10 protein-coding genes and 3 pseudogenes are annotated in these 12,156 nt (G+C 68.4%); 5 read left to right on the plus strand and 8 right to left on the minus strand.

Annotated elements, in window-relative coordinates:
- Nucleotides 1-737 precede the first annotated feature (737 nt).
- Nucleotides 738-1,571: a dienelactone hydrolase family protein gene (locus ABZY33_RS27235; protein ID WP_356494321.1), complete on the minus strand. Its 834-nt coding sequence runs from the start codon at nt 1,569-1,571 to the stop codon at nt 738-740.
- Between the two features lie 94 nt (nt 1,572-1,665).
- Between ABZY33_RS27235 and ABZY33_RS27240 the strand changes: the two genes are divergently transcribed.
- Together ABZY33_RS27240 and ABZY33_RS27245 are read left to right on the plus strand one after the other, a co-directional pair.
- A complete protein-coding gene (locus tag ABZY33_RS27240) occupies nt 1,666-2,712 on the plus strand; it encodes a helix-turn-helix domain-containing protein (protein ID WP_356494322.1) in 1,047 nt (348 codons plus the stop codon).
- 401 nt (nt 2,713-3,113) lie between these two features.
- The gene (locus ABZY33_RS27245) at nt 3,114-3,305 is read left to right on the plus strand and encodes a hypothetical protein (protein WP_356494323.1); all 192 of its coding nucleotides are present in this window, start codon (nt 3,114-3,116) and stop codon (nt 3,303-3,305) included.
- A gap of 597 nt (nt 3,306-3,902) precedes the next feature.
- On the opposite strand, the gene ABZY33_RS27250 is transcribed toward ABZY33_RS27245, so the two are convergent.
- The 4 genes and pseudogenes from ABZY33_RS27250 to ABZY33_RS27265 form a co-directional block, all read right to left on the minus strand.
- A complete protein-coding gene (locus tag ABZY33_RS27250; protein WP_356494324.1) occupies nt 3,903-4,634 on the minus strand; it encodes a nitroreductase in 732 nt (243 codons plus the stop codon).
- Nucleotides 4,635-4,670: 36 nt separating this feature from the next.
- On the minus strand, nt 4,671-5,081 hold the full coding sequence (locus tag ABZY33_RS27255; RefSeq protein WP_356494325.1) for a MerR family transcriptional regulator: 411 nt from the start codon (nt 5,079-5,081) through the stop codon (nt 4,671-4,673).
- Nucleotides 5,082-5,536: 455 nt separating this feature from the next.
- Nucleotides 5,537-6,232, minus strand: a complete 696-nt coding sequence (locus tag ABZY33_RS27260; protein ID WP_356494326.1) for an alpha/beta hydrolase — start codon at nt 6,230-6,232, stop codon at nt 5,537-5,539.
- A 101-nt stretch (nt 6,233-6,333) separates the two neighbouring features.
- Nucleotides 6,334-7,208 (minus strand): annotated as a pseudogene (locus ABZY33_RS27265) (IS5 family transposase).
- Nucleotides 7,209-8,541: 1,333 nt separating this feature from the next.
- On the opposite strand from ABZY33_RS27265, the gene ABZY33_RS27270 reads away from it, so the two are divergent.
- Complete coding sequence (locus tag ABZY33_RS27270) at nt 8,542-8,877, plus strand: MerR family transcriptional regulator (RefSeq protein WP_356494327.1); 336 nt, start codon at nt 8,542-8,544, stop codon at nt 8,875-8,877.
- A gap of 408 nt (nt 8,878-9,285) precedes the next feature.
- Nucleotides 9,286-9,708 carry an ATP-binding protein gene (locus tag ABZY33_RS27275; protein WP_356494345.1) on the plus strand — a complete coding sequence of 141 codons (423 nt, stop codon included), beginning with the start codon at nt 9,286-9,288 and terminating at the stop codon, nt 9,706-9,708.
- Nucleotides 9,709-9,884: 176 nt separating this feature from the next.
- Here the strand turns inward: ABZY33_RS27275 and ABZY33_RS27280 are convergent.
- From ABZY33_RS27280 to ABZY33_RS27290, 3 genes and pseudogenes are all read right to left on the minus strand, one after another.
- Nucleotides 9,885-10,279: pseudogene (locus ABZY33_RS27280) on the minus strand (helix-turn-helix domain-containing protein); the annotation flags it as partial.
- Between the two features lie 21 nt (nt 10,280-10,300).
- A complete protein-coding gene (locus ABZY33_RS27285) occupies nt 10,301-11,059 on the minus strand; it encodes a hypothetical protein (RefSeq protein WP_356494328.1) in 759 nt (252 codons plus the stop codon).
- A 123-nt stretch (nt 11,060-11,182) separates the two neighbouring features.
- A complete protein-coding gene (locus tag ABZY33_RS27290; protein WP_356494329.1) occupies nt 11,183-11,659 on the minus strand; it encodes a hypothetical protein in 477 nt (158 codons plus the stop codon).
- Nucleotides 11,660-11,694: 35 nt separating this feature from the next.
- On the opposite strand from ABZY33_RS27290, the pseudogene ABZY33_RS27295 reads away from it, so the two are divergent.
- A pseudogene (locus ABZY33_RS27295) lies at nt 11,695-11,775 on the plus strand (IS5/IS1182 family transposase); the annotation flags it as partial.
- Nucleotides 11,776-12,156: the final 381 nt, after the last annotated feature.

A 12,156-nucleotide genomic window follows, 5' to 3' on the forward strand; every position in this document is an offset into this window, starting at 1 on the left:
GCCGACCAAGGTGCTCCGCGGCGCCGGAGGGGTGGTGGAGTGGGGGTGGGGTGGGGAGGAGATGCGAGGCCGGAGTTTTACGACGCGCTACGGGACACCGGTGTCGTTCTTGTCGTGGCTCTCTTGCAGGCCGGCCCAGAGAGTAAGGGTCGGGTCGTTGCGGCAGCCCACGATGGCGGATGGGCGGGTGGGGGTGCGGTTGCGTCCGCCCCGCGGCCGGCGGGTCGGCCCTGGTGCACGGTCGCCGGCACCTGCCCACGGCGGTCAAGGGCCTTTCCACGCTGCGCCGCGGGCGTGCAGTGCAAGGCATGCGGCGGGTAGACTCCTTAAAGCGGCGGGTAGACCCCTTAAATGTGGCGAACCGGTTGGCCGGGCCACCGCCGGATGCCCCGCCGTGACGTACCAGGAAGAAGGCGCGGGCCATGGACTTCATCTGGGTGCCGTCCGCGTACAGGATCCACCGGTTCGACGCAGGGGCAAGACGTGCCGCCTCGACCGCCGCGGCCATGCCGGTGCAGGGCCCGTCCGCCAGTTGTTCGCCCGCCGCCACGAAACGTTTGCCTATGTCTGCTGCCGGGTGTTACAGAGTCGACGTCGTCCCGCTCCTGGTACTCGATGACGTCGGCGGCGAACTCTGCCGGCACGGCCCGGTGATGTGCCGGCAGAAGTAACTGTGCGGTCCGCCGCGGCGGTGACCTGACCCGGCCAAGGCGCTGGCATCAGGTCGGCCCGTCGGCTCACGAGTCAAGCGTGGTGGTCCCCAGCCGTTCGGCGAGGAAAGCGATGATCTCGTCCCGGGCGCGCGTGGTCGGGTGTCCCTGCTCGTCGACGAGATGGGCCGTGGTGACGCTGTGGGCGCAGCCGACGACGTCGCGGAAGAAGGGCGGCGGGTTCGTGTTCGCCGCCTCGTCCGCCAGCACGCGGCCGTCGAACGCGTCGCCGAGCAGCGTCCGGTAGGCCGCGAACCGCCGGCCGGTGCACCACCGGTCGTTCTCGAAGCGGTAGGCGAGCACCTTGAGGCCGTCGCGCCGAACGCGCTCGGCCACGCGGGCGGCGTCATCGGCTCCGATCTCCAGGCCTGCCGGGTCGTCGAGGGGGAGTGAGGGATGGTTGACGACGGGGGCGATGACGGCGGGTTCGAGCGTCATGGTCAGGGCGAAGTTGCCGGTGAAGCACAGCCCGACCGCGCCGACGCCCGGCCCGCCGCACTCCGCGTGCACCACGCGTGCGAGCCCGCGCAGCCACGCCACGACGGGACTGGTACCGCCGCCGGCGAACGCACGGAACTCGGCGCTGACGCAGGCGCGCCGGACGACAGCCTGGCCCGCGTCGGCGGTCGGGTAGGCGCCGTCGACACCGAACAGGGAGGGCAGATACACCCGGAAGCCGGCATCGCGCAGCCAGCGCGCCAGGCGGGCGACGTCAGGGCTGATCCCCGGCATCTCGGGCAGCAGGACGACGGCCGGCCCCGACCCGATGACGTGCACGGTCTTGCTGACCGTGTCGATCTCGATGACGCGGTGCGAGAAATCGTCCAGCAAGTCGTCGTGCGGGGGGTGCGTGGTTGTCATGAGGGCAGCGTGGCAGGAGACTGGCCCCCTGGAATACGGCGGCATCGCCAGGTACTGCGGCGAAACCGCCACCCGCTCGCGCCGGGGAGACACGTTGAGTGCACTGCGACTGGGAGTGCTGGCCTACCCCGGATGTTTCGGCTCGGAAGTGTTCGGAGTCCCGGACCTGCTCGTGATGGCCCGTCACGTCGCAGCAGCGCAGGGGATGGCACGCCCCTCCTGCGAAACGTCCGTGGTCTCGCCCAGGCGGCGGGTGATCACGGCCGGTGGTCTGAGCGTCGGCGTCTCGGCCATGCGCCCGGTGGACGTGCTGATCGTGCCGGGCTTCGAACTCACGCCCGCGCTCGATCTCGACGCGGCACTGGCGAGCCTGCGGCCCGAGGCGGCAGCCATTCGCTCGCAGGCAGCCTCCGGGGCCACCGTCGTATCGATCTGCGTCGGCGCCTTCCTCGTTGCCGAAACCGGCCTGCTCGACGGGGGCGAGGCGACGACCTCCTGGTTGTACGCAGATCGCCTCGCTCGCCGCTACCCCGACGTGAAGGTGTGCCCCGAGCGCTTGGTCGTCACCGACCGCGGAGTGACGACCACGGCCGCTTTCAGCGCCATGTACGACTTCGCGCTCCAGCTCATCCGCCGGCAAGACGGCCCCGGCGTCGCCCGCAGCACGGCGCGCGTGGCGCTCGTCGACGACGCCCGCACCACCCAGGCCCCCTACGTCGATCCGGCGCTGCTGCCCGTCGTGGGCCGAGAGTTCTCCCGTGATGTGAAGCGGTGGCTCGACCGCAATCTGGGATCCCGCTACGACCTTTCCGCCCTCGCCGCGGCCTTCAACGTGAGCACGCGGACGATGCTCCGTCGCTTCGGCGAGGAGGCAGGTCAGACTCCCCTCGCGTACGTGCAGTCCGCCCGGGTCCGCCGGGCCCGGCATCTGTTGGAGACGACCGACAGGACGGTCGCACGCATCGCGGCCGACCTCGGGTACGCCGACGCGAGCACGTTCAGTGCCCTCTTCGCCCGGCACACGGGTCGGCGACCGCGGGATTATCGGGCCACGTTCCGCCGCTTACCCGCAGAGCCGATCGGCGACATTCCGTACGAGCCCGATACCAGGCTCCCTGAAGCCGAGCTGGTTGACGGTTGACGGTGGATGTCAGTGGTGGCTGGGATGCTGACGCCATGAGGCCGTGGCATCTGCATGCTCTCGACAGGGCTCTGCGCGCCGGCCGGGCTGCCGATACCTGCTCACCGGACGATGGACAGGTATCGGCGCGGGGTCCGCTCCTGACGCTGCTGCCGACCCGGGCGATGATCCGTGCCTGCAGACAGGCAAGGCCCCGGGACCGGCAAGCAAGGCCGTGCCGGGCTGCGTCACTCACTCGCCCCAGCCCGGCACTGGGGAAGCTACTCCGAGCGGTCGTGTCGTCCCCCTGGTACCGCACACCGCACACCGCACGCCGCTCGGCACGAGTTATGGCACGTGTCTGTCCATCCGCTGTCACGGCGCCGGGGACTGATTTCCGGTAGCCGGGGAAGATCGAGGTCATGAGCAGCGATGAGATAACTGAGCATCCGCCGATCTACGGGCGGCTGGTCCGCGAGCGTGGTGACGTGCTGGCCGAGGTCGGGGAAGTGGCGGAGCAGATGCTGGCTCAGGCCCGCGACGCGCTGGACTGGAGCGCGGTGCGGCGCGACGCGCAGGAGAGGGAAGAGCGCGCCTTCTCTGCGTTCGGCTGAGCAGTCAACGGTGCCTGGGGTGGCAGAAGGTCAGATCCGGTAGGCGGCGACGTAACGGGCCGGGTCGAGGCGCAGGTCGCCGTGCCAGCGGGTGAAGCTCCTTTCCGGCCAATGGTGGAAGAACGCCGGCGCAACCCGACCAGCCGAAGCACAGGCGGCTGCGAGGGGGCGCTGGCCGTCGCATCAGCGCCGTTCGTGTGCGCCCTCTTCGATGCGGGAGCAGGTGCCATCGGTGATGCGGGAACGAACGCCGCGGGCGTAGCCGCAGCCTGAGGGACCCAAAAGGCGGTGAGGCGGCGGCTCCTCCCAGCCCGCGCGCGAGAGCACTTGGCGCGGACGCGAGTGCGGGTGGTCGAGGGGCTCGACACCAGGGCAGCGGCGCAGCGCACCGGGCGTGAACGTGCGGCGTGAGATGCCCGCCCCCACACGTTCACCGGGCTCGTCCGGTACGAACTGCCTGGCACACGACGGCAGGAAGCATGCCGAGCGGTGTGCGGACGCGGGAGCGGTGCCGGCGTCACACTCTCCGCGCGCCCGAGCCCAGGGGTGGCGCACCGCCGCGCCAGCCCTTCGCCGGTCCCGCCATTGGGTCAGGTTTCAGTCGAGCGTGGTGTCATGCAGGACGACGCTCTCGCTCAGCGGCACCCGGCCGACGGCAAGGTCGAACAGGCGTGAGCCGGGCTTGGCGGTGCCGAAGGCGATCCCGAAGATCAGTTTGAACTCGTCCGACACGCCCAGCTTCTTGCGTACCGTGTCGGCGAACATGCCGTGCACGGCTTGCGGGATTCCGTGATAGCCCCGGGCGTGGAGGGAGAGCAGGAAGTTCTGCCCGTACATGCCCACGTCACTGGCGGCGCGTACCGCGTCGCCGAGCTGCGGCAGGAACAGCATCGCCACGTGGGGTGCACCGTAGAACCGCAGGTTGTCGCGCACGACCTCGTTGCGGCCCTCCCGGTCGTCGCGGGCGATGCCCCGCCGGTCGTACATCTTGGCGCCAAGGACCCGCGAGCGTTCCTGGTACAGCCCGTCGCCGTAGGTGTCCGTGAAGTCGCGTGAGAACCGTTGCTCGTCGTAGGCCGCGACCATCTCGGCGCTGAGCTCGTCGCGTGTGGCACCGGAGGCGATGTGGACCAGCCAGGGCTGGGTGTTGCTGTGCGAAGGTGCGCTCTGCGCGTCTTCGAGCACGCCGCGAATGACCTCGGGCGGCACGGGGTCGGACAGGAACTCCCGCACTGAGTGCCGGGACCTGATCATGTCGCTGAAGGATTGCGCCATAGGCGGGGAGGTGGGCGCCGCGTGCTGTACCGCGTGGGTGATCTGCTGGGTCATGCCTCCCAGCGTGCAACCTTCACATAGGTGTGAAGGTCAACTCGGGGTGGTCGGACCCATCTCGGCGGCCACGCCCGACGGGCGGCCCTCCGCTCGTCCCAATGCCTCGATGTAGCGCGAGAGCGCATCCCGATTCCGCGTGAGGCAACCGATCCTCTTCGTCATCCGGTCGCGCTCGCGCTCCAACAGCGCGCGCAACTCCGGGTCAGGGCCCGAGACCACGATGTCCTTCGTTTCACCGAGGCAGGGCAACATGTCACCGATGATCCGCGTGGGGATCCCGGCATCGAGCAACCCGCGAATCTGGCGCACCCGGTCCACCACGTACTCGTCGTAGTCCCGGTAACCGTTGCCCAACCGCTGCGGCGTGATCAGTCCCTGCTCCTCGTAGTACCGCAACATCCGCGCCGGAACCTCAGTCCGCTTCGCCAACTCACCGATGCGCATACCGCTCCATCTTCGAAATCCATCCGTCTCGCCCCGACTCCGCCACATCTACCATGAGCCGGCGACGCGCCTTTCGTACCGCTCGACCTCAGCACAGCGGTGTAGGGCGCAGTGGAACGGGGTGCAGGATGGTCGCACTCAGCGAACGTCGAAGGCGCGGGGGCTTGGCATCACCGCGAAGGCCACGGTCCAGTGCCGGTAAGCCCGGCCGCCTGCTGCGCCGCGCAGCAGCCGCTCCCGGATGGCGATACACGTGCGCTGTACGGCGACGAGGTTTCGCCGGGAGCCGGCATCCCGTCGCGTGCGCGGCTTCTGTGTCCGCCGCCTGCGCCCCGTCAATGGACGGAACGCGCAACGCATGGTCACGCGGCAGGAGCCCCTGTGTTCCGCGGCGTTGGGGGTGGAGCGCCTATGGCCTGCGGTACGACGCCGCTAGGGCGTGTATCGGAAGTGGATCAAGTCGTAGTGGCGAGTTCGACGAGGAGCTGGGCGGTGCCAGCAGGATCGATGATCTGATGGAGGTGTGCGCCGGGCAGGTGTGCCACGGCCCAGCTGCGTTGGCGCGCCTCGGCGGCGATGTCGTCATACGGAGGACCGAACAGCAAGTAGGAGCAGGGATGGTCGTCCCAGCCGTCGGGGACCGGGATGTGCTGCTCGTAGTAGGACAGCGGCAGGGTGGGTTGCTCCTCGACGACTGTCTGCCGCACCAGCGGATCGGAGAACATGGGTGCGACGTCTGCCTCGTCCCACCAGTCGGTCCAGCGCGGCAGCCTGCCGTTCACAGCCATGGGGCGTAGGAACCCGAGCAGTTCGGGTGTGGCGACGGGGGTCGGTCCGGGCCGGGCCGGCAGCGCGGCATCGACGAAGATCGAGCTGGCCACCGGATGGTCGAGGCCCGAGCGGATCATCGGGAGAAACAAGCCTGCGTTGCTGTGTGCCACCAATGTGACGGGGCTTCCGGCCGGGACCTGCCGCAGATCGTCGCGGACGGCGTCGACGATGTGGGGCCAGAAGGGCGGAGCACCGGCGCCTATGTGCAGCAGGGACGGCACCCGCACCTGGTATCCCGCCGCCGTCAAGTGTTCGGCCACAGGGTGCCAGGTCGAGGGGCCTACGGACGGACTGTGCAGGAGAACGAAGATCGGCTGCATGTGACGATCCTGTCGCCCATGCTTTCGGAGGCGCGACAGTCTTGGCTGACAGCAGAACGCTTCGCGTCGACTTAGCCCATGCGCCTCCACAATATGGGCGTTCACAGCCATTCGTTGATTGCGGTGATGAGGACAGTGGCTTCGTAGCGGACGGCAAGTTTGTCGTATCGCGTGGCCACGGCCCGGTACCTCTTGAGGCGATTGATGCCGCACTCGACCGCGTGCCGAGCCTTATAGTCCTGCGGGTCGAACTTCGGCGGCCTGCCGCCGCGCGAGCCGCGTTTCTTGCGGTTGCGGGCCTGGTCGGCCTTGTCCGGGATGGTGCAGTGGATTCCGCGACGCCGCAGGTAAGCGCGGTTCTTGCGGGAGGCGTATGCCCTATCGGCACGTACGCGATCGGGTCGGGTGCGCGGCCTGCCCGGCCCAAGACGCGGGACATGGACCTTGTTCAGGACCGGCCCGAACTGCGGGGAATCGCCCCGCTGCCCGGCCGTGATCACGATGGACATGGGCTTCTGACCCTGTTGGACGGCCAGGTGCAACTTGGTGGCCAGACCGCCACGCGAGCGCCCGAGCCCGTGGTCGTCCGGCTCGACGCAGATGCCGCCGGGCGGCGCCTTCTGCAGCTCCCCTTTTCCCTCGCCCCGGCGGCGTGCTGGTGGGCCCGGCACGCCGTGGAGTCGATGTTGATGTCCCAGGTGATCAGCATTCTCGCGTCAGCCCGGGCCTGGAGTTCGGTGAAAATCCGATGCCAGGTGACGTCCCGCTGCCAGCGGCGGAACAGGTCGTACGCTCGGCCCCACGGCCCGTACTCGGCGGGCAGGTCCCGCCACGGAATCCCGGTGCGGGCCCGGAACCGTATGCCGTTGATCAGCTGCCGCCTGGCCCACGTTGACGGCCGTCCGGGCTTGTTGCCCTTCGGCAACAGCGACTCCAGCACCGCCCATTGCGCGTCTGTCGGATCTCCACGTGCCACGAACCAAGATCATCCCACGCTCAAGATCCACTTTCGGTACACGTCCTAGCGCCGCGACCGCCGTCTGTACGAGCCGCAGGCAGCGCTGCCACCCGGCGTCCCCGCGCCCGGGGCCATCCGGAATCGACGTCGTCGAGCTGCCGCTGCCGCCTCGGTGAGCGCACCCGCTTCCGGCCCGGCCGCTCCCCGGTCTCGCGGCGTGCGGCGATCCGGTGCGCGAGCCGGGCAGCGTCGCGCATGTTGTAGCCCACTTCCCGATCGGGTACTCGTTCCGCACCGCGGTGGCCGGGCAGGAAGTGCCCGGCCGCCGCAGCGCCTCCGCCGTCGTACCGCGCCGCCCGGCCCCATACCCGGCGTCGCTCGCCGTCCCGTGCCCATCCGGGCTGTGCTGCCCTGTCCGCCCGTCGCCGGGCTGCACCGGGCCGCTATGCCGCATCGGGCCCCGGCCGCGCCGGTCCGCCCGCCGCGCTCACCGCGTGCGCTCACCGTTGACGGGCGCGGTGGGCGCCGCCCTGTGCCGCCACCGCTCTGTCCCCGGCGGCTCGCAGAGGCCGCGATGGTGCGCGGTTCGCTCGCCCAGCACCGGCGCCTGGATTCCTGCGCAGGCCGACCACGTCACCCGCCTCCTGCTGACTGACTCTTCTCCCGGCACACAGGAAATCTGTGTTGGCGGGAGTAGACATTGGCCTGCCGTGTGGTTATGGTTTCTGTCGTAGCAGAGATCGAGCAGGGCCCGGCAGAGGTGAACTGCCGGGCAGCAGTACCAGCAAGTGCAGTTGTAGGACGGTGCGGTGGTGGAGTCGCGAAGCCAGAGCGGTTGCTGGACGGCGACGTGGCTGGCGACCGCGCCGGGTGGCCCGCAGTGATCAGGGGCCGCCAAGAGCAGGACCGCAATAGGGCAGTACCAGCAGTGAAGTCGGAGGTACCTCGGTGAAGGCGTCGGCTGCGGGCGCGCGCACCGGGAGGTTCGGCAGTGGGGTTCCAAGCCACAGCAGGCCGCAGGACGGGCGACGGGGCTGGCTGCTGAAGGTGGCGCTACATCAGGCCACCCGCAGTAACAGTTCAGAAAGATCAGAGGGAAGGACGGAGGAGCAGGGCGCCATCGGGATCGCCCGGGCGGGAGTTTGTGAGCCCGGGTACCGCAGGACATCGATAGTGAGGTGGTCTCCGGTCACGCAACCGCGATCCCCGCACCTCCGGCGCAGTTGTGGCCGGAGCGGCGGAAAAAACAGGCCGGCGCAGGACCAGGGTCGGCAGATGGTGTGACAGTTCCTTCGGGGCCCGGGCGCGACAGTGCGCCCGGGCCCCTCAACGCGTTGACCAGAGAGGTGCAATGACCGCAGACGACACCTTCGGACGTCTCGACGACGACGATTACCCCGCCTACACCATGGGCCGCGCCGCCGACATGCTGAACACCACCCAGGGCTTCCTGCGCTCGCTCGGCGAGCACCGCCTGATCACCCCACTGCGCTCACCCGGCGGCCACCGCCGCTACTCCCGCTACCAGCTGCGCATCGCCGCCCGCGCCCGCGAACTCGTCGACCAGGGCACCCCCATCGAGGCTGCCTGCCGCATCATCGTCCTCGAGGACCAGCTCGAAGAAGCCCAGCGCATCAACGCCGCTTACCGCTCCACCACCGAGGCAGCCGAGCAGACCGCGGCCTGAAGGACCCACCCGCAAGACACCGCGGACGTGCCGAGAGCCGGCAGTGACGCGTGTCTTGCCGGAGCCGATTGCGGCGGTGCGCTGGCACGGCGGCCCGTCGTCCGGCAGCGCCCTGTCCGCGGGCGCCGTGAGCGGTGCACTTCCGCAGCCGGTTCTCGGCACGTTCCTGACAGTCAGGCTCGTGGGCCAGGCCGTTTCCGCAGAGACGGCCTGTGCGCACAGGTCAAAGATCGCGCGGACCGCTCCTGACCGAGGTAAGGCGAGCGACGGGAGCTCGCCGCGGATCAGGTGTGTGGAGTGTGACTTCTGGGGCATGCGACGGGTCTTATCCGTATTACTCAGGACGAGGGTGACGGTGTGCTCCCAGTGGTGCCCGAAAACGAAGACAGGCCGCTGGACAGCCGCCCGATCCTGTCCGCTCTGACCTTCGCCAGCGACGAGCCGGTCAGCGAGGCCCGGCGTGCGGCCCGCGACTTCCTGATCCAGGTGCAGGCCGTGCACGGAATCCCGGTGTCGGACCGGGCGATGGGCATGGTGCAGCTGGTGGTCAGCGAGCTGGTGACCAACGCCCACAAATACGCGCCCGGCCCGTGCCTGATGGACCTGGAGATCAGCGACGGTGCCGTCGAAATCAGCGTATGGGACACCGATCCCACGCTGCCGGTGGCTCAGGCCGCCGACCCGGGCCGGGTCGGGCAGCACGGACTGGAGATCGTGATCGGCGTGTGCCGCAGCTTCGAGATGCGCCGTGACCCGGTGGGCAAGCGCATCAAAGCCACCGTCGTGCTGGCCGACGATCCCGGCGGGAGTCCGGCAGGCCGCCTGCTCTGACATGACACAGAGAGGGGCAGCCGGCCGAACGGCGGCGCGCACCCGGGGGTGACAGCCGGCGCCGTCCCGGACCCACGCCCTGATGAAGTGGACCTGAGCGGCCCGCTCGGTCGCCCCAGCTGCTGCGACGCCACCCGCAGCAACCGAACCGATGGCCGGCCGCGTTCTCGGCGGCCGTCGACCACCCCCCGGCGACCAGGAAGTCGGCCAGCTTGGCCAGGCTCCAGGTCGAGAACGGCAGGCCGTGCTCGGTCGGCTTGGACTTGGCAAACTTCTTGGTCGCCCGGCGTTCGGGCAGGGTGAAGGTCTTCGGGTGGCCGCCCCGGTACTTGGGATACAGCGAGTCGAAGCCGTCCGCGTTGAACTTGTGGAGCACATTGCGGACCCGGTCGTCGCTGGTGAACGTCACCTCGGCGATCTTCGCCACCGGCATGTTCTGGGCGGATAACAGCACCATCTGAGCCCGCCGCCAGGTCACCACTGGACCGGTGCCTCTACGGGTGATCCGCAGCAGGCGCTGCCCCTCGTCGCCATCGATCTCGCGAACGCGTACCCGCTCTGCCGTCCGCACATGATCTCGTTCAATGCAAGGTCATGCGGGTATCCCGGACGGAGCGTAGTGACGCAAGTAGTCACGCACCTGAGGCTCGAGTCCGGACAGGTCATTGCCGCTCAGGGCATGCCAGAGACGGTTCTCGATCCAGAAGCGAGTGGCGAACTCCTCGAACGAAGGTGAACACCAGAGGATTGCGGCCCTCTGTTCCTGTGGATCGTCGAAATTGCTCTCCGTTCCCTCCCCATGGCGCCGTGCCTCGTACTCGTATTCGTAGTCGAGATAGGAGTGCACCACGAACGCCTCACCTGGAGGACGGAGGTAGAGGTACCAGATGACGGAGTCTTGTTGATCCCGCAGGAATCGCACGAGGAAGGCGCCAGGCTCCACCGGACTGGGCAGGGGCTCCGAGATATCGGTCCAGCAGCAAGTCACCGAGACTTCGTCCAGCGAGCAGTGCAGCTTCGAGTCGGCCTGGAAGGTGACGAAGTCCCGAGGTAGCGTCAAGCCCTTGGTCGCAAGGTTCTCTGCCAAGCGATTGAGCGCCGTGACCTGTTCGGGAACAGTTTCGCTGGTACCACCGAGCTGTTGAAAGGTGCCCGTGAGCTCGGTGGAGTCGAGAGGCGGCAGGCTCTCGTAGGGGTAGTACTCATAGGTGTAGCGGCAGGGCCGGTACACACCCAGGTCGGTGGCACACCAGGCAGTATCGAAGCCGTCCGAGGACAAGTCAGACCCTGATCGTTCAGCAGGCATCAGCCCCCCATTGATCACCGTGAGCGGAGTTGTTGGCGTCAGCATCGCACTGCCTACTGACACTCCCTGCGACGGGTGGGCCAGGCGAGGTCTCCCAGGTGAAGGTAAACGTTGCCTGATGCGGCACTAGTGGGCGTCCCGTCAAGGATCTCCGGAGACGGCGGTGCGCTAACCCATGACCGCGCGAGCCGCATCCAGAAACGCCAGTCGGTTGTCCTCCAGGTAGTCCCGCACATTTTCGCCGTCAGGCAAGCCCTCCCACACCGCCCGGTTGAGGTCGAGGCAGTAGGCGCGGGCCGCGTCGTGTACGGGCAGGGGGAACTGGATGCGGAGGAGCCGCTCCGCAACCCACAGCTTGTTCATGGCGTCCCGGGTCGTGAGGAACCAGGCGTCGGTGTCCTCCCACTCGGAAGGCCGACGGAACGCCGCGCGCTCGGCCTCTGCCCCTACCTCGATGAACCGCTCCAACAGAGCCAGCCGTTCCCCGCGCCGGGTTTCCGACAAGGCGTTCTGCTGCCGTTGCTGCTCAGCGCGTTCTGCCGAGAGTTGAGTCCTGTGCTGGACGAGGTAGGACAACGCGCCACCGAGGACAACGCCGCCCAGCGATATGAGTGAAACCCAGACCTGACCTGACATGGTGGTCATCGTGCCACGCCGTCAATCTTCGAGACGATCTCGCTGTGACTGGTGTGACTACGGCGTCCGAGCCGTCCCGTATAGCCCCGTTCACCGGACTGAGCCCACGTCAGTTCGGCAAGCTGACAGAGCGCCGGGGCCCCGCGGTCGACATCGCCAGCCCCCAGGGACTGCTCCTGGCTCCGGTCCAAGCACGCGGTAACCGTGGGCGTTCGACGTACACATGCGGGCTGACCGGGTGGCTGTCCGCCGTCGCCAGATTATCCCCGTGGCCTACGTCTCTACGGTCCGTAGTGAAACCGTCCCCGCGCTGCGTACCGCAGAACCGAAAAGGTGAGTTCATGGCAAACAGAAAGTTCTGCAGCGGATCTCCGCAGTGGTTATGGCGTGCGCCCTCGTCACGTCAGGCGCCGGAACGACATTCGACTTCATCCGAACGGACGGGCAGCTCCAGCTGGGTCGGTGCCTGAACGATGTGATTACAAAGTCCGGGAGACATCGGCTGG

Origin of the sequence: Streptomyces sp. NPDC006552 (assembly GCF_040611655.1) — a bacterium.
In the GTDB taxonomy this organism is placed as follows: Bacteria; Actinomycetota; Actinomycetes; order Streptomycetales; family Streptomycetaceae; genus Streptomyces.

Bases quoted from the DNA above. Each gene is read 5' to 3' on its own strand.
- ABZY33_RS27260 (WP_356494326.1), bottom strand. From the start codon at position 6,232: ATGCAGCCGATCTTCGTTCTCCTGCACAGTCCGTCCGTAGGCCCCTCG.
- ABZY33_RS27270 (WP_356494327.1), top strand. From the start codon at position 8,542: ATGACCGCAGACGACACCTTCGGACGTCTCGACGACGACGATTACCCC.
- ABZY33_RS27250 (WP_356494324.1), bottom strand. From the start codon at position 4,634: ATGACCCAGCAGATCACCCACGCGGTACAGCACGCGGCGCCCACCTCC.
- ABZY33_RS27255 (WP_356494325.1), bottom strand. From the start codon at position 5,081: ATGCGCATCGGTGAGTTGGCGAAGCGGACTGAGGTTCCGGCGCGGATG.
- ABZY33_RS27285 (WP_356494328.1), bottom strand. From the start codon at position 11,059: ATGCTGACGCCAACAACTCCGCTCACGGTGATCAATGGGGGGCTGATG.
- ABZY33_RS27245 (WP_356494323.1), top strand. From the start codon at position 3,114: ATGAGCAGCGATGAGATAACTGAGCATCCGCCGATCTACGGGCGGCTG.
- ABZY33_RS27290 (WP_356494329.1), bottom strand. From the start codon at position 11,659: ATGACCACCATGTCAGGTCAGGTCTGGGTTTCACTCATATCGCTGGGC.
- ABZY33_RS27235 (WP_356494321.1), bottom strand. From the start codon at position 1,571: ATGACAACCACGCACCCCCCGCACGACGACTTGCTGGACGATTTCTCG.